This is a genomic window from Mobiluncus sp. (assembly GCF_985070215.1).
The window spans coordinates 87,906-104,991 of the sequence record NZ_CFKZQR010000001.1; the positions used below are offsets into that span (position 1 = coordinate 87,906).

Sequence of the window (17,086 nt, forward strand, 5' to 3'; positions counted from 1 at the left end):
GCGCACGCTCGGCTACCACACGAAGCCGGGAGCGAACCCGGCACCAACCACCAGCATTCCGGTCTTGTGACCCCTAATGATGGCAAATGCAATCCGGCCGGATGGTTGCCCACCCGGCCGGATAATCTGTCTCATCAGGAGAATGTCGGATTAGGATACGGCATGCTCGCCGCGGTTGGAGAACCCGTGTTTATCAGGTGCGCCAACTGGCTGATGGAACTCACGCCCATCTTATTGAACACGTCCTGCATCGAGTTTCCGGACCTCAGCAGACTCTGGACATAATCCAGAGAGTTGTTTGTTCCAGCACTGGCCGGAGTGCGCGTCCCAGCGGCCGCCCGGTTCGGAGTACTGTAGCGACTCAAAGCGCTTTGAGCCTTCTGGTTCTCCTTCTCTATTTCGGCCAGAGTGTCCCAATCGCCCTTCTTAATGGCTTCGAGTTTCCGTTCTTGCAGCTCGGCCAGTTTCGCCGCCGCAGCCGCCTTCACTTCCTCGCGTTCCTTCAGCGTTCCGGTCACGTTGACGGAATCCGGATTTTCCAGAGCCGCGCCATTGACCAGTTCGGCCACCTTCGCGCTGACCGCTCCCGGACCACCAACCACGATGGTCTTATTGGCACCGTAGCGCTGCAGTGCCTGGTAGGAGGACGGAGGTAGTTCCTCAGGCTTGGTCAACACCAAAGCTGCATTTTGATCCACGGCCAAAGCACCGCCGGACAAAGCATCCGGGAAGTTCTGACCGGTGACCAGCACCGCCGCGGTGGTTCCCGCCTGAGTACCAGCAGTCAAAGCGGCTGTTTCGTAACGATCCTTGCCCATGACCGGCTTAATGTTCACCGACATGGTTGTGGGCCACGGGGTGTTCTGAACGGCATGCACCGCTGGGCCGCCAACCGCGGTAATCGTCAACGGGCGGGTCTGACCCAACGCCGAGATATAGCCGAAGGTATTCGGATCCAAAGTGTTTCCCTTGCTCAACAGCATCAGGGAACCGGTGCGTCCGGCGGCCGCCCCGGCGACCAGCGCATCCGGGAAACCGACACCGTCAGCGATGTACAGGTTCAACGGCTTCTTCGGAGCCGCTCCCACCAAAGGTTCGGTCATCTGGTTCACCGCCACAGCAGTGCCGAAGCGATCCGGCCCAGCAATGCGGTGTACCGTCATCCCCGCCTCGTTCAGTTCGAACTCATCGTAGGGGTTCATCGGCACCTGACCGCCGACCAGATAGATGTTCTTCTTGCCGGAGACCTTCAGCTGATCCAGCAAAGCCGGTTCCAGGCCGGTCTTCCACGTGGTCAGCAGGACCGGGGCGTGCAGAGCCGCGGCCAGCGGGGTGGCGGACAAGCCGTCAGCATGAACGTTGCCATCCACCAGGACTACCGAGTCGCCGGGGAAATTACCCATCTTCCAAGCGGCAATAGCCGTGAGCACCCGGTCAGAACCATCGGCACGCAGCGTGTTCTTGGACAACGCCCGAGCCAGACGTTCCTTGTCCTGCTCGTCCTTCTTCTTGTCCTTTTCGGACTTGTCCTTCTTGTCCTTTTCTTCCGCCTTCTTCTTGGCTTCTTCGGCGGCCTTCTTCTTATCGGCTTCTGCCTTTTCTAAGGCGGCAGCCTTTTCTTCAGCGGCCTTCTGCTTCGCCAGAGCTTCCTCGTAGGCCTTCTTTTGTGGTTCGGTCATGCCCCAAGTCGGGTCGGGATCCTTGTCTTTCGGCACGTTGCCATCCACCACTGCTTGACCGTAGTTATTAATCTTGTCCAGCGCATTCGTGGCATCTTCCAAGGAACGCAGAATGTCGGTCAAGTTAGCGTAAGCGTTGCCGGCCTTCTTTAACAGGGATTCCATCTTGGCGGCGGTATTTGCGTCAGCCAAGTCATTTTGCACTTCAGCCAGGTTAGCCAAATCAGATTCGGCACCCCCGTAGGACAGCTTGGCGTCGTTGTACTTCTTAACAGCCTCTTTGTAGCCCTTCTTGTCCATTTGGATTTTAACTTCCTGAGGCAGGGACGCATAGAGCTTCTCCAATTCGTTCCACGACTCTTGCATCTTGCCGTGCTGGGTGCGAATCTTGGTTCCCAGGTCAGTCTGTTTCTTCAGGATATCGATGATTTCCTGCTGCATCTGCTGTTTGTCGGCATCGTTCAGGCTTTCGCCTTTCTGCAACATTTCTGTCATGCGCTTCATATTCCAAATTTGATAACGCGATTCCAGCATGATGGGTACTGACTTGTTCAGGTAATCCTTAATCCCCGCCAGGTCACGTTTCATCTCGGAATCAGCAGCACCGGGTTTAAGGTAGGAGTCCTTCGGATCTACCTTGAGGATTTCCTCCTCTGCGGCACTCAGCTTGTTCTCCGGCACTAGGGGCCTGGGATAGTCTGGCGCATCGCAAATAATCTCAGAAGGCTGGGTGGGATTGGGACCGCAATGCGAAGCATTATCAGATTTTATGACAGCGTTTTCAGCTACAGCCTTTTCATAGAGATACTTCTTTTTCTTGGCTTCCAGGTATTTGTCCAAGGCAGCTTCGAACGCTTTCTGCTTCGCGGTGTCCTCACCAATCCACTTGTCCTGAGCAGCTTTGACCATGTTGGCTGTATTCGCCAGACCATTCTTGGTAGCGTTTTCAGCATCCAAAATCACCGGATCGAGACCCTTGACAATCTGGTCTTCCAGGTCTTTCAACACTTCCCAAGCCGAAGTTTTTGCGTCAGCTTCTTGCTGAGCTACCTTCGTGGCAGCCTGCGCATCTTCGTACTCTTTCTTGGCCTGTTGATCAGCAATATCAACATTGAAGAGCTGACGTTTCTTTTCCTCCAGTTTTTTAGCCTTATCTAATTCCTGGTCGGCCAAATTCTTTTCCATCTCAGCTTGCTTGACACGCTGGGTAATCTTGTCCTTTTCGGCCTGGTATGCCGCCCGGTCAGCCACGGAACGCTTGAACAGCATCGACATATCGAGGGTGTCTTCGCCTTCTGTTGACTGGCAGTATTGTGACCATGTCATTGGGTCAGTAGCCATATTCGGGAAATACAGGGGATCGTCTACAGTCGTAAGGCCATAAACCGGGGCGTGCATGGGGTCAGTTACTGGCGGATCGATTTTGTAAACCCAAGCTGGGTCATTACCCACCGCCTCGTTGTAGCTTTTGACCAAATTGGCTGCGTCAGTCGCTGCTTCAGCCGAGCGCTTATCCAATTTATCCAGGATAGGGGTTCTCTTTCCAGTGGCACTATATTCGTCTTTTGCTTTCTGCCAAGCTCTTTGGGCGGCATTGTAGTCTTTTTCTGCTGCCTCATAAGCCTCTTTAAGAGGCTTAAAATTAGATTCTGCCCTACCCCAAGCAGCTTTCTCTGTCTTGAAAGTGTCTTCCGCCTGCTTCCACGCAGTCCGAGCCGCGCTATAGACGTTCAGAGCTGTCTGCTTTGCAGCTGCGTCAATGCTACCAGCAACAAAGTCTTTTTGGGCTTTGTCCCATGCCGCTTGGGCGGCATCCCAAGTTGATTTTGCCTCATTGTAAGTTGTTTCGGCTGCTTCATAATTTGCTTTTGCGTTATCGTAATCGGGTTTCGCTGCGTCATACTTAGCTTTAGCTCCATCGGCTGCTAAATATTTTTTGTCTGCTTTTTCATGTTCATCCTCAGCCGCTTTATACACAGCGGTTTCTACGTCGCTGGCCGGAACGGAACACAGCATGTCACGCAGGTTCTTGTATTGAGTCGCCAGAGCCGACTCGGTTTCAGCGTCCTTCGCATTGACCAAAACAGGCGGGGTGTGGTCGCGGAAAATCTGATCCGCAATGCTCGGTTCACCGGCATCTAAGAACACCGCATCTCCCGCGGCATCGTAGCCCACCAGGATACCCCGGAGTTTACCGTCCCCCGTCAGCACAGGCGTACCGAGTTCCTTATTAACTTCCTTCGCCGGACGCCATCCCGCTAGGGCAAAAGCCGGAACTACCCCGTTTTTGTCGTTAATTCCCGGCATATCCAGCTTCGGGATAGTCCTGTTTTGATCCAAGAAAGTCTGCCACGACTGGGGAGAACTGTAGTACCCCTTCCCGCCACCGAGATAGTAGGCGATGCGCAAATCAGAACTGGTGATGTTCTTGGTGAACGAACCCGGATGCGGCACAAAGTCGGTCGATTCCCAACCCACCATGTTCAAGCCGTCGCCATCCTTGGCCATGCCCTCAGCTTTCGTCACCGGAGTGATTTCCTCTACCGGACGATCCAGCTGTACCACCGCCAAGCCCAGAGTGGTGGGATTGAACGGTTCGACACGCACGGAGAAATACACGCGCTTATCCGCATTCGTATTGCTCACGGCATCCTTACCGAAGGTAATCCGCGCGGTCTGTTGAGCCAGAGCCTCCATAGTGGAGTTTTTGCGATTAAACACATCCTTGTACGGGTCATTCGAGAACGAGAAACAGTCGTTCGAGGTCAACACTTCATCGGGCTTTGTCAGCACACCCGCACAGCTCCGATACGCAAGAGTGGAAGCTCCTGAGACAGGGACTTGCAATAGGGCCACCGCCTGACCATTTTGACCCAGGTCCTGGGTTTGAAAGTTCCCCCCGCTAATAGCATTGGCCGGGGCGACACCCGCAAAAGCTAAACCAGCCGCAAACAGACCCACAATGCCCGCGCGGCGCATCTTCTTCACAACGTGGCTGTATGTCTCCACTTTATCCTCCTCGAATACCATCCATGGATTCGCGCGCTGCCCCTTCCGGACGGGGTCAGCACAGTGTTCCGAACACTCAAGTAATTTGTTCGGCTACACACATACAATTCTGAGCCTTTTGGCCTCATTTCAGCGAAACCTCGCATACATTCCAGTGATTTTCCATAATTGCAGGTCAGCGCCTCAAAGCGCAGGTCGCAGGGTCGCTAACGAGCAAATCTTTTTTTTGCTTTACCAAATCTTGACCACCATGTCCGAACAAATCCTGCCCCGCGCTCAGATTGCTGCAAAGCAAGTGAGACACACTTCACGCCTCAATCAGGTTGTGTTCCACGCCTTCACCGGCATCCAGCGCAGACTTTGCATCGCGCAGATTGCGCAGGTTCGACTCACTATAAAACGGGTCGGGACGTGAGACCTCGAACGGGATGCGGTTTTCCCCGGTCGCTTTCTTTGCGAAAATCGTAAATGCGGTAGTCATGTTCATTCCCAGATCGCGGCAAAGTTCTTCCATCGCCGCTTTCAACTCCGCGTCCATCCGAATCGTCACATTTGCTGTAGCCATTGCACTCACCTCGCACACTATTATACAACTAACGCACCACTAATTCACTCGTGAATCTGTGCTAAGTCTCACCACCACGCGGGGCTTAGTTTCGCAGGGCCGTAAACGGAACGACCATCACCCCATCCGCCCGAGTGTACGCGACATTCCCGGTCCCACAGATAACCGCTAAGAACGAAGGCGGCAGCTGGCTGGAATCCTTTTCCATTTCCCTAGCAAATAAGGTAGCAATTCGCTTGAGATTCTGGGCGCCCTCCTCGACTCGATTCATCCCCAATTTGATTTCAAAGGCACCCCAACGTCCATCAGGAAGCTGTGCCACGGCATCAATTTCGTTACCCTTTTCATCGCGGAAATGGTACAGGTTTCCGCGAGAAGCACGGGCGTAAATGTTGAGGTCATGCTCGACTAGAGATTCAAACACGTAACCAAAAGTCTGCAAGTCACGCAACAGCATCTGGGGACTAACCCCCAAGGCCGCAACCGCCAAAGAGGGGTCGGCAAAATGCCGCTTGGGAGCACGCAGCACCCGGCGCGAGGAACGCAAGTTTGGATGAAAAGACGGCTGATCCCAGGTCAAAAAGAGTTGCGAAAGAACATTGAGGTACTCAGCCACGGTGCCTTCATGGATGTTTACGTCCTCATGCTGGCGCATATCCGCCAGCAGCGTCCGATTGGACACCGTGGTAGCCGTATTACGAGCTAGCGAATGAATCAGGGCGCGAAGTTTGCTCACGTCATGCCTGGTACCACTGACCCGATAGACATCATCGTTGATGACACTCTCCAGGTATTGCGATGCGGTATCACTGCTGTCCTGGGAATCCTCCCCCAGAACAGCGGGCCAGCCGCCACGCACACACAATGCGATAAGTTCCTCGACACTCTTTTCCTCGATTTTCGTCGTGGGAATATCTCCATCGAACAGACCCGCAAAGGAAACTTGGCCTGAAGAATCGCCAGTCTCATACAAGCTCATAGTTTGCATATTGATAGTGGCGATGCGTCCTGCCCCGCTGTGCAGAACGCCTTTGCGGGAAGGGGTTGACGAACCCGTCAGCAAAAACCGGCCCTTTCGAGGGGTCTTGTCTACCGCAAAACGCACAGCGTCCCACACTTGTGGCACTTCCTGCCATTCGTCTATCAAGTGTGGAGAGTCGCCTTCCAAGGCATATTCCGGATTCAGCATCGCAAGGTTACGGTTGGAAAATCCGTTGGCCGGGTCGGCTAGGTAAGTGACAGAACGAGCCTGGTTTAGCGACGACCAGGTCTTTCCGCACCACTTCGGCCCTTGGATACACACCGCTCCGAATTTTTTCAGCAGGTCAGCAATTTCCTCGTCGACAAAGCGCTGACGATAAAAATCCGGCGTGAGCATTTTTCCCTCCAAATCAAAGGATTTACAGGTTTAGAATAGCCCAATCCATAGTTTTTCGCTAGTTTTATCCATAGTTTTTCGCCAGTTTTATCCATAGTTTTTCGCCGGACGCTGCGAGGACAATCGGGCGGACGCGCCCTGCCAGACACTATAAGACCACGTCAACCGGCCTTTGGTGCCCCTTTGCGCCTGGTACTTAACCCGAACTTCCCACTTAACATAACACTTGGGGAAGTTAAGTGGGAAGTAAGTGGGAAGTAAGTGGGAAGTTCCGTAGAGCGCTTCCACACAGAGCATTTCTCTCAACGCACCGAGAGGGTTCGATAACGCTGTTTAGGGCTGCGCGCCGGTTCCATCGGTTCCACCAACCCTTCCTCAATCAGCTGGTTGACTGCCCGCTGTACAGCGGTGCGACTTAGCCCCGTAGCCTGAACGATCTCGGTGGTACTGCCAGTCGTGCGCGAACTCAAAATAGCGAGCACATGGTCTTTTGCACTGGCATATGTCTCAGTCTTGGCGACATGACGCCGCTCAAAAATAATGGTGAAGCTGGTCAGGCTCTCGCGAATTTTTGCCGGAGGCATCAGCGCATCGGCTAGAGACTGCTCAATGACGGCGAAACCAGTGCCGCGATTCTCGGCTACCAATCCCCCATCGGGAGTTCTCACATTTTCCAAAAAAGTCGCTAACCACTGATTTCGAGTCGAACTCAGTCCATCTTTACCCAAGGAATCCACCGTAACACCACCGAACAGGCCACCCGGACTTGTGATTTCCAACCTGTCGACAAACATGTTGACCTGCACCTGCGTACCCCTCGCGGTCGGAGAGTAGTCCCGATGCAACAAAGCGTTGACAATAGCTTCGCGTACTGCCACCAGGGGATAATCGGGCAGCTCCTTACGGAAAACGTCGTTGATGAGCGCACCCGTGCGCATATTGGCACGCACTTTTCCGATAACCGCCTCCACTAACTCCGGAATAGAGCCCGTGAGATTAGCGCTTTCTAGTAAGCGCAAACCCTTGGTGACATCACCTTTGGAAGTGCCCGGATACAGTCCAAAAGTCACATTGAGACGCGGGAAAAACTCCTGCGGATACTCCCCCATAGCCAGCAGCGCAGCCAAAGAAGGGTGACCACCCTGGGCAACATGCAGACGCGCATAGGCGGTTTCCGCGCCTTGAGCAAAAGTCTTGGGACGTAAAGACTTTTGTCCCGTCAAGAAATCTTGCAGCGCCACCGCGTCGAGGTCCTCCATGCCTGCAAGCTCCACGTATTCGGTGTCCCACAGCGGTTGATGCTGTTCCTCTAACAGCCGGTCAACTTCATAGTTACGCATCACTTGGTCAGCATCACCGACCCGCAAATAACTGCCCCGATACACGCCTTTCTCGGTCACGTATGCGGGACGTTCACTGGCCAGCACCGGCTCGATGGTGGCGACCAGCAACTGGATATTTTCAAAAGGGACGATGTTGACTTGCGGGCGCAGGCACGGGGTAATCTGCAAGCAACGATCGACCAGCGCGTTGCGGGCAGACAGGGCATCGAAATTGTCTACCGGGGTGAAGCCATCCGTTTCAGAAAGTCCGAAAATCAGCAGCCCTCCGCTCGCATTGGCGAAGGCGCTGAGGGTCTCTAAAACCGACTTGCCTACCCCGGTCTTGACTTCGACATTTTGTTGATCTGCTCCGACTAAACGCAGCTGCGTGATGATTCTGGAGAGTTCTTCCGCGTCCATTTTTGCCCCCTTGCGCCTGGTACTTAACCCGAACTTCCCACTTAACATAACACTTGGGGAAGTTAAGTGGGAAGTAAGTGGGAAGTTCGACTGCGGTGTGTCGCGGACGTTCGCAGCCGGGCCGCGCCCCCTATTGCACCCCCGCCAGGCGTTGAATGACCGTGTCGGCCAGCAGTCGGCCGCGCCGAGTCAGCACCGCCCAATCCGCTCCGCTGGTCAGCAAGCCCTCCCCAGCCAACTCGTGCGCCTCACGAAGCAACGCCGCCGCGTCAACCCCGAACTCTCGGGCATATTCACGCAAATCCAGGCCCTGACGCAGACGCAGATTCAACAGGAGTTTTTCCAGGCGGGCGCTTTCGCCGGTGATGATTTCCTGGCCATCAACAGGCCGGTGGCCCGCCCGCAGGGACTGCATCCATTTCGCGGGGTGGCGCAGGTTCCAAAAGCGCGTGCTATCCAGGTGGGAGTGGGCGCCGGGCCCGAAACCATACCAATCCTGGTTTTGCCAATAGGCCAGGTTGTGACGGCATTCGTGGCCGGGACGCGCCCAGTTGGAAATCTCGTACCATTCCAGGCCCGCCGCGCTGAGTGTCTCATCAGCCAGCTCGTATTTATCCGCTTGGTCGTCGGGGTCTACCGGGGCAATTTCCCCCTGCGCGAGGGCACGTCCCAGCGCGGTGCCCGGCTCGATGACCAGGGCGTAGCAGGACACGTGGTCTACCCCAAGTTCCAGCGCGGCATTCAGGGAGGACCGCCAATCCGCCAAGCTCTCTGTCGGCGTGCCATAGATGAGGTCCACACTGACCTCCAGTCCCTGCGCGCGCGCCGCCCGCACGCCTGCCACCAGGTGCTTTTGCTGATGCGTCCGGTCCAAAGTCGCCAACACGGCCGGAATTGCTGACTGCATTCCAAAAGACACCCGCGTAAAACCCCCCGCCGCCAGGGCTTCCAAATACTGCGGCGTCACCGTGTCAGGATTTGCCTCGGTCGTGACTTCCGCTTCGGGCGCCAGCCCGAAAGTTTTGCTCAGGCCACGCAAGACCCGCACCAAATCGGTAGCCGGTAAGACTGTCGGGGTCCCTCCGCCGAAGAACACGCTGGTCAGGGCGCGGCCGTCCTGGGGAACAGCGCCAGAGCCACCGGCACCAACGCAACCGGCACCGCCCTCGTGACCCCCGCCCTGGTGACCGCAGCCCTGGCACGCCGCCTCAGCCTCGAAACAATCCGGCGCATACAGGCCGACTTCACGGAGCAACGCCGCCGCGTATCCTCCTACGCCGGGGCCCAGCGACAGATTCGAGTAAGTATTGAAATCGCAATAGCCGCAACGCCGCAGGCAGTACGGCACATGCACGTAAGCACAGAGCGTGCGCGGCGAACTCATCAGGCTTCGTCCGCCCCATACCACGGCTCGCTGGGCGTAAACCCGGACTCGGCGGGCTTCTCCGTGGCGCTAACCCGCCCCAAACGGGCCGTCACCTGGAACGACGCGGCCTGTTCACGTTCTTCAGCCGAGCCACGCGCCAGGCGCACCACACACAAATCATGCACGTCACGGCCTTCTCGGGCGGCCCGGCGCTCGAACGCCGTCACCACCCGACCGTCGAAACGTGGCGCGAAACCGCCGCGCTGACCTTGTGGATCGTTGGCATCGGGACGCTGGCCAACGTGCGGATTGGACAACCCGAGGGTGGACTCAACCACGTCACGCTGCTGCCAAGCGTAGTCGTCCCAATCGGTCGCCAGGCGCCACTGCCCCCCGTCTTCCAGCAGCCGGGCGACAATGGCCGCAAACTCCGGCGCCACCAGCCGCCGCTTGTGATGGCGAGTTTTCGGCCACGGATCAGCGAAAAACGTCCACATCTCGTGCACCGTCGCCTCACCCAGCAGAATAGGCAAGGCTTGCAGGGCGTCGACGTCCGCGACTTTCAGGTTGGGCAGGCCGTCGTAGTTGCGCACAGCGGAGGACACGATTTTCGCCACCCCCGGCAGCCACACTTCAAATCCCAAGTAGTTGTTCTCCGGGTGCAGCGCGGCAGCGTGAGTGATTTGCTCACCGTTACCGCAGCCGACCTCGACAATGAGTGGAGCCTCGCGGCCAAACACGACGCGGGGGTCCAAGCGCTCCCCCTCGGCCGCCATCGTCGGCCCCGCCCCGCGTTTAACGTCCAACAGGTAGGCGTCTTTGTACTTTTCAAAGGTCTTTTCCAAAGTTTGGCCCATGCGGTCCCCACGCCGGGCAAAAGTTCTGACCCGCGGATAAGGGCGCTGGCGGTCAGGGGTTTCGTCGTCCCCGCCGGACTGGGCGTCGGCTCGAATCGTTTTGCCCATTACTTTTTCGGCTCCTCGTTGGACAACGCGGCGATGAAGGCCTCCTGGGGAACCTCAACGCGCCCGATGGCTTTCATGCGTTTCTTGCCGGCCTTTTGCTTTTCCAACAGTTTGCGTTTCCGGCTGATGTCGCCGCCGTAGCACTTGGCGAGCATGTCTTTGCGCAGCGCCCGGATATTTTCCCGGGCGATAATGCGGGTGCCGATAGCCGCCTGGATAGGCACCTCGAACTGTTGGCGTGGAATGAGTTTGCGCAGTTTCGTCGCCATCGCGGTCCCGTAACTGTAGGCATTGTCCTTGTGAACGATGGCGGAAAACGCGTCGACCTGTTCCCCGTTCAGCAAAATGTCCACCCGCACCAGGTCGGCCGGAGCCATTCCGTCTAGGTGGTAGTCCAGCGAGGCGTAGCCTTTGGTGCGGGATTTCAGCTGATCAAAGAAGTCGTAAACAATCTCGCCCAGCGGCAGGGTGTAATGCAGTTCCACCCGGTCGGAGCTCAAGTACTCCATGTTCTTCATGGCGCCGCGCCGATCCTGGCACAGTTCCATAACCGGACCGACAAAGTCCGAGGGCGTCAGGATGGTCGCGGCCACCACCGGCTCGCGCACTTCCTTGACCTTTCCTTCGGGGAACTCAGAAGGGTTCATGACGTGAGTTTCCGTGCCGTCTTCAGCCACCACCACGTATTCCACGTTCGGGGCGGTGGAAATCAGCACCAGGTCGAACTCGCGTTCCAGACGCTCGCGAATAATCTCGAGATGCAGCAGACCCAAGAAACCACAACGGAAACCCGACCCCAGAGCGGCCGATGATTCCGGCTCAAAAGTCAGGGACGCATCGTTGAGCTTCAGCTTGTCCAGCGCGTCACGCAACACCGGAAAATCGGTCCCGTCAATCGGGTACAGTCCCGAAAACACCATCGGCATCGGGTCGCGGTAGCCCGGCAAAGGTTCGCTAGCGCCCTTTTCCGCAGAAGTAACGGTGTCGCCCACGCGGGATTGGCGCACGTCCTTCACTCCGGTAATGAGGTAGCCGACTTCGCCCGCCCCGATACCTTTTGTGGGAATCGGATCCGGGCTGATGACGCCGAGTTCCAGCAGTTCGTGGGTAGTGCCGGTGGACATCATGTTGATTCGCTGGCGGGCATTGAGCGAGCCGTCCATGACGCGCACGTAGGTCACGACCCCGCGATACGTGTCATAGACCGAGTCGAAAATGAGTGCGCGGGTTGGTGCGTCGGGCTGTCCGGAGGGCGGGGGGACCTGGGAGACGATTTCGTCCAGTAGGGCCTGTACGCCCTCCCCGGTCTTGCCCGAAACTCGCAAGCAGTCCTCGGGCTGGCACCCGATGAGGTTCGCCAGTTCTTCGGCGTGCTTTTCCGGCATCGCGCCGGGCAGGTCGATTTTGTTCAGCACCGGGATAATGGTCAAGTCCCCCTCCAAGGCGAGGTAGAGGTTCGCCAGGGTTTGCGCCTCGATGCCTTGGGAGGCGTCCACCAGCAGGACCGCCCCTTCACAAGCCGCCAGAGAACGCGAGACTTCATAGGTAAAGTCCACGTGACCAGGGGTGTCAATCATGTTCAGGGCGTAGGCTTTGTCGCCTACCTGCCAGGGCATCCGCACGGCTTGGGATTTAATGGTGATGCCGCGTTCGCGTTCAATGTCCATCCGATCCAGGTATTGGGCACGCATCTCACGGTCCGAAACGACCCCGGTCAGCTGCAGCATCCGATCCGCCAGCGTCGACTTACCGTGGTCGATGTGGGCGATAATCGAAAAGTTACGAATCAGGGACGGGTCGGTAGCGGCGGGCGCAATCGACTGTAACAGGGCATCACCAGGAATGGGCATGGACTTCCTTATCTCTCTCGCTAGACATTCCATTTTGTCATTTTTCCCCCGTTTGCCCAATCTTTAGCGGGCTGTAAGGGGCTGGGTCTCCCGCCACGAAGTTTACCGGAGGACTTTCGTGCACAAGTTTTGGCAATCACCCTGGTTGTTGCCCGGTGCGGCGTTCCTCCGGTCAGGAATAATTTGGGCCTGCTGGACTATTGCGCAGGGGCGCGGAATCTGTTACCTTGAAACATCTCTAATCTCGCCGCAGAGATTGTTCGCTGACCAGGACGCGTTAGCCACTTCTTAGCTGCAGGTCACCGGGTTTTCCCAGAGCCACGGGAACGCCGGTTTTATCACACCAGCCAGGATATATCCCGCATCTTCACCACTCGTTATCTATGTCGGGCGATGCACCCGCCATACTCAAACTCTAGGGGGAATCCATGTCAAAGCTGTCTTCCAAACCATTTATCGCGGTTTTATTAGTTTTTGCTATGCCGTTTGTTTTGTCGGGGTGTTCCCAGCGCGATTCTGCTCCGAGTGATGCGGCAGCTCCCAAGCTGTCCATTTCCGACATTAAACAGGAGGTTCAAGAAAGTTGGATGCCTACCCAATTCCTGGCGCAGGCATCATTCCGTTCGGATAAGCACCTGGATTTGAAGCCTGTCAAGGAGGAGTCCTCTTATCGCCAGATTGCTTTTCGGTGTGCACAAGACTCGCCCTCCCCGGTTTCTATTTGGCTTCGGCACGACAGCGAATTACGTCGGCTAGCGGAAATCGGGGCCTGTGATTCAGGTGTGGGGCTCCAAACTGTGGGACTTCCGACCTCGCTGTTTCCTCAGGCAGAACAAGCACTGTTCATCGCGAACGATGACACCCGCATCGCCGCAGTTATTTTTGAAACCAATCAAGAAACGCCCTCGTGAACGTGTCCCGTATCGGTGTGCAGACACCGAAAACCAGCACAAATCATCTAGGTGATGAGCGGCATCACGAACGTGGGACGTAGCCTGAATCCGTTAGCTCATCGTTCTCACAGCCGATTTGCGAATAAGGCGCAAAATGGCGTAGGATATTTCCTTGTGTGTCGCCAAAACCGGCGAAAATCAATACTTTTGAGGGAAGAACATTGGCAAATATTAAGTCTCAGATAAAGCGGATTCGCACCAACGAAAAGGCGCGCCAGCGCAACTTGGCCGTGCGCTCCGAGCTAAAGACACTGGTGCGCAAGACCCGCGAGGCTATCGAGGCCGGGGATAAGGCCGCAGCCGAGGCCAACTTGAAGGTGGCCACCCGTCACCTCGACGTGGCAGCTTCCAAGGGTGTCATCCACAAGAACCAGGCGGCTCAGCGCAAGTCCAAGCTGGCCACCCGCGTTGCTGCCATGCAGTAACCGGTTTCTCTAAGCTATTTGAAAACGTCCACCTCGGTGGGCGTTTTCCTTTTGCCCACTCCTAAAAGTCAGGGGATACTCGCTGCGTGTCCCGAACCCCCGCCACAAAAATGCTGCAAAGGCGTTAGTTCGCACCCAACACAGCGCGCAAACTAATCGGTTTAAGTCGCGTATATCATCTGGTCTAAACTGGATACGTTGATTGTCGGAAAGAAGAGGAATAATGGCTGAAAATACCCCGGAAACCCCAGACACCCCGCAGTACCGCTACACGGCTGAGATGGCGGGGGACCTGGAAGCAAAATGGCAACGGATTTGGGACGAAACCGGCGCTTTTAACGCGGATAACCCCAGCGGCTCCTTGGCCGGCGACCTGGCAAAACACAAAAAATACTTCATCCTCGATATGTTCCCCTACCCCTCCGGCAAAGGTCTGCACGTGGGACACCCGCTCGGCTATATCGCCACCGACGTGGTGGCCCGTTACCAGCGCGCTCAGGGCAAGAACGTGCTCTACACCATGGGTTACGATGCGTTTGGCCTGCCCGCCGAGCAATATGCCCTGCAAACCGGCCAGCACCCAGCCATCACCACGCATGACAATATCGCCAACATGAGCAAACAGCTGGCTCGCATTGGTTTGTCCCACGACCGGCGGCGCTCTTTCGCCACGACCGACCCGGACTATTTCAAGTGGACCCAGTGGATTTTCCTGCAAATTTTCAACTCCTGGTATGACCCGGAGGCTCCGCGCCGCGACGGCTCCGGAAAGGGCGCGGCTCGGCCGATTACCACCCTTGTGAAGCAGTACGAGGACGGCACCCGCCCCACCCCGGACGGGCGGGCTTGGGCCGAACTTTCCGCGGTGGAACAGGCGGAACTCATTGATGCCGAGCGCCTAGCTTACGTGGCTTACGCGCCGGTGAACTGGGCGCCGGGATTGGGCACGGTGCTGGCGGACGAAGAAGTCACCGCCGAGGGGCGTTCCGAACGCGGCAACTTCCCCGTGTTTAAGACGAAACTGCGCCAGTGGATGATGCGCATCACCCGCTACGCAGACCGGCTGGATGCGGACCTAGCCACGATTGACTGGCCCGATAAGGTCCGCACCATGCAGCACAACTGGATAGGCAAGTCCTTTGGCGCCACCGTAAACTTCCAGGTCGAGGCTGGTCAAGGGCCGCAGCCGCAGACGTTGCAGGTCTTCACAACCCGGCCCGACACGCTGTTTGGCGCGACTTTCATGGTCATTTCCCCGGAACACCCGCTGGTGGGGGCCGAGGACTGCGCGGACGCGGAGTTGCAGGTGCCGGACGCTTGGCCGGAGGGAACCCGCCCGGAGTGGACCGGCGGATACGCGACCCCGCGCGCAGCGGTGGCGGCCTACCGGGCGCAAGCCAGCGCAAAGAGCGACAGTGAACGGACTGCGGAAACCGACTTCACCGAAAAGACCGGCGTGTTTACCGGCATTTTTGGGACGAATCCGGTCAATAGTTCCCTGGTGCCGATTTTCGTGGCGGATTACGTTTTGATGGGGTACGGCACCGGTGCGATTATGGCTGTGCCCGCCCACGACGAGCGCGATCACGCCTTTTCTCGGATGTTCAACCTGGACATTATCCAAACTATTTCCGGCCCGGACGGCCTGGATGTACAGACGGAACCCTGGACCGGCGACGGCGTCATCGAAAACTCCGCCAACAGCGAAATCAGCCTGAACGGCCTGGGCAAGGCCGAGGCTATCGCAAAAATCAGCGACTGGCTGGCGAAAACCGGGCGGGGCGAAAAGACCGTGACCTACCGTCTGCGTGACTGGCTGTTTTCCCGGCAACGCTACTGGGGCGAGCCTTTCCCCGTGGTTTACGGCTCTGACGGGCGGGTTCACGCCCTGCCGGAGGAGATGCTCCCCCTGGAGCTACCCGAAGTGTCGGACTTCCGGCCCCGGACTTTTGACCCCGACGACGCCCACTCCACCCCGGAATCTCCGCTGGGCCGCGCTACGGACTGGATGACTGTCGAGCTGGACCTGGGCGAAGGCAAGCAGACCTACACTCGTGACCAAAACACCATGCCGAACTGGGCGGGCTCGTGCTGGTACGAGCTGCGCTACACCGACCCGGACAACCCCACGGCTTTTGCCAGCCCCGACAACGAAGCCTACTGGATGGGCCCGCGTCCCGAAGCGGGCAACCTCAGCGGCGGCACGGATTTGTACGTGGGCGGCGTGGAACACGCGGTGCTGCACCTGCTGTACGCGCGTTTTTGGCACAAGGTCCTCTACGACTTGGGATATGTCTCCAGTTCAGAGCCGTTCCATCGCCTGTTCAACCAGGGCATGATCGAGGCCTACGCCTACACGGATTCGCGCGGGCAATACGTCCCGGCTGACGAAGTGGAGGGCAGCGAAGAGGACGGCTTTACCTGGCAGGGCCAGCCCGTCAACCGCGAGTTCGGCAAGATGGGCAAGTCGCTAAAGAACATCGTCACCCCTGATCAGATGTGCGCGGATTACGGCGCGGACACATTCCGGGTTTACGAAATGTCGATGGGGCCGCTGGATATGTCCCGCCCGTGGGACACTCGTGCGGTGGTCGGTTCCCAGCGTTTCCTGCAGCGGCTGTGGCGCAATATCGTCGATGAAAACACCGGCGCGCTCACCGTCAGCGACGACGCCCCGGATTTGGCGACCGCGAAAGTGCTGGCTCGCACCATTCACGATGTCACTGTGGAATACGACAATCTGCGCGTGAACACGGCTATCGCCAAGATGATTGTGCTGAACAATCACCTCACCGGACTGTCCCAGGTGCCGCGTGAGGCCGCAGAAGCGCTGGTCGTGATGGTTGCCCCCATCGCTCCGCACATTGCGGAGGAGCTGTGGGAGCGCTTGGGTCACCAGGGCGGAATCGCCCGTGCCACGTTCCCCGTCGTGACCGATGAGTCGCTGTTGGCGGCTGAGGAGGTCACTTGCGTGGTTCAGGTGGCGGGCAAGGTGCGCGCGAAAGTGTCGGTGGACCCCGAGATTTCCGAGGCGGATTTGCAGGCGAAAGTCCTGGCGGAACCGGCCGTGGTGAAGTTGCTGGACGGGCGCGAACCGAAGCGGATTATCGTGCGCGCCCCGAAGCTCGTGTCCCTGGTTTTGTAGGATTTGTCA

11 protein-coding genes are annotated in these 17,086 nt (G+C 57.4%); 3 read left to right on the forward strand and 8 right to left on the reverse strand.

From position 1 onward, the window contains the following. Positions 1–12: 12 nt before the first annotated feature. The 8 genes from AC5LBQ_RS00380 to lepA form a co-directional block, all read right to left on the reverse strand. Positions 13–135 carry a hypothetical protein gene (locus AC5LBQ_RS00380; RefSeq protein WP_307741302.1) on the reverse strand — a complete coding sequence of 41 codons (123 nt, stop codon included), beginning with the start codon at positions 133–135 and terminating at the stop codon, positions 13–15. Continuing rightward, the gene (locus AC5LBQ_RS00385; protein ID WP_493264282.1) at positions 135–4,688 is read right to left on the reverse strand and encodes a cell wall-binding repeat-containing protein; all 4,554 of its coding nucleotides are present in this window, start codon (positions 4,686–4,688) and stop codon (positions 135–137) included. Before AC5LBQ_RS00385 ends, AC5LBQ_RS00380 begins: the two co-directional genes overlap by 1 nt. 307 nt (positions 4,689–4,995) lie before the next feature. Beyond that, a complete protein-coding gene (locus tag AC5LBQ_RS00390) occupies positions 4,996–5,253 on the reverse strand; it encodes a type II toxin-antitoxin system RelB/DinJ family antitoxin (RefSeq protein WP_282921199.1) in 258 nt (85 codons plus the stop codon). Between the two features lie 85 nt (positions 5,254–5,338). Further along, on the reverse strand, positions 5,339–6,631 hold the full coding sequence (locus tag AC5LBQ_RS00395; RefSeq protein WP_493264283.1) for an ATP-binding protein: 1,293 nt from the start codon (positions 6,629–6,631) through the stop codon (positions 5,339–5,341). 302 nt (positions 6,632–6,933) lie between these two features. Further along, complete coding sequence (locus AC5LBQ_RS00400) at positions 6,934–8,373, reverse strand: ATP-binding protein (protein ID WP_493264284.1); 1,440 nt, start codon at positions 8,371–8,373, stop codon at positions 6,934–6,936. Between the two features lie 130 nt (positions 8,374–8,503). After that, a complete protein-coding gene (gene hemW, locus AC5LBQ_RS00405) occupies positions 8,504–9,757 on the reverse strand; it encodes a radical SAM family heme chaperone HemW (protein ID WP_493264285.1) in 1,254 nt (417 codons plus the stop codon). Continuing rightward, a complete protein-coding gene (trmB, locus tag AC5LBQ_RS00410; protein WP_307741306.1) occupies positions 9,757–10,704 on the reverse strand; it encodes a tRNA (guanosine(46)-N7)-methyltransferase TrmB in 948 nt (315 codons plus the stop codon). The genes hemW and trmB overlap by 1 nt, the downstream gene beginning before the upstream one ends. Then, complete coding sequence (gene lepA / locus AC5LBQ_RS00415; protein WP_493264286.1) at positions 10,704–12,554, reverse strand: translation elongation factor 4; 1,851 nt, start codon at positions 12,552–12,554, stop codon at positions 10,704–10,706. The genes trmB and lepA overlap by 1 nt, the downstream gene beginning before the upstream one ends. 428 nt (positions 12,555–12,982) lie before the next feature. Here lepA and AC5LBQ_RS00420 point away from each other — a divergent pair, with 428 nt between their 5' ends. The 3 genes from AC5LBQ_RS00420 to AC5LBQ_RS00430 all read left to right on the forward strand — a co-directional run bounded on the left by AC5LBQ_RS00420 (position 12,983) and on the right by AC5LBQ_RS00430 (position 17,077). Beyond that, positions 12,983–13,465 (forward strand): hypothetical protein, encoded by a 483-nt coding sequence (locus AC5LBQ_RS00420; RefSeq protein ID WP_493264287.1) that lies wholly within the window; start codon positions 12,983–12,985, stop codon positions 13,463–13,465. 203 nt (positions 13,466–13,668) lie between these two features. Next, positions 13,669–13,932: a 30S ribosomal protein S20 gene (gene rpsT / locus AC5LBQ_RS00425; RefSeq protein WP_295027654.1), complete on the forward strand. Its 264-nt coding sequence runs from the start codon at positions 13,669–13,671 to the stop codon at positions 13,930–13,932. Between the two features lie 223 nt (positions 13,933–14,155). Further along, positions 14,156–17,077 (forward strand): leucine--tRNA ligase, encoded by a 2,922-nt coding sequence (locus AC5LBQ_RS00430; RefSeq protein WP_493264288.1) that lies wholly within the window; start codon positions 14,156–14,158, stop codon positions 17,075–17,077. Positions 17,078–17,086: the final 9 nt, after the last annotated feature.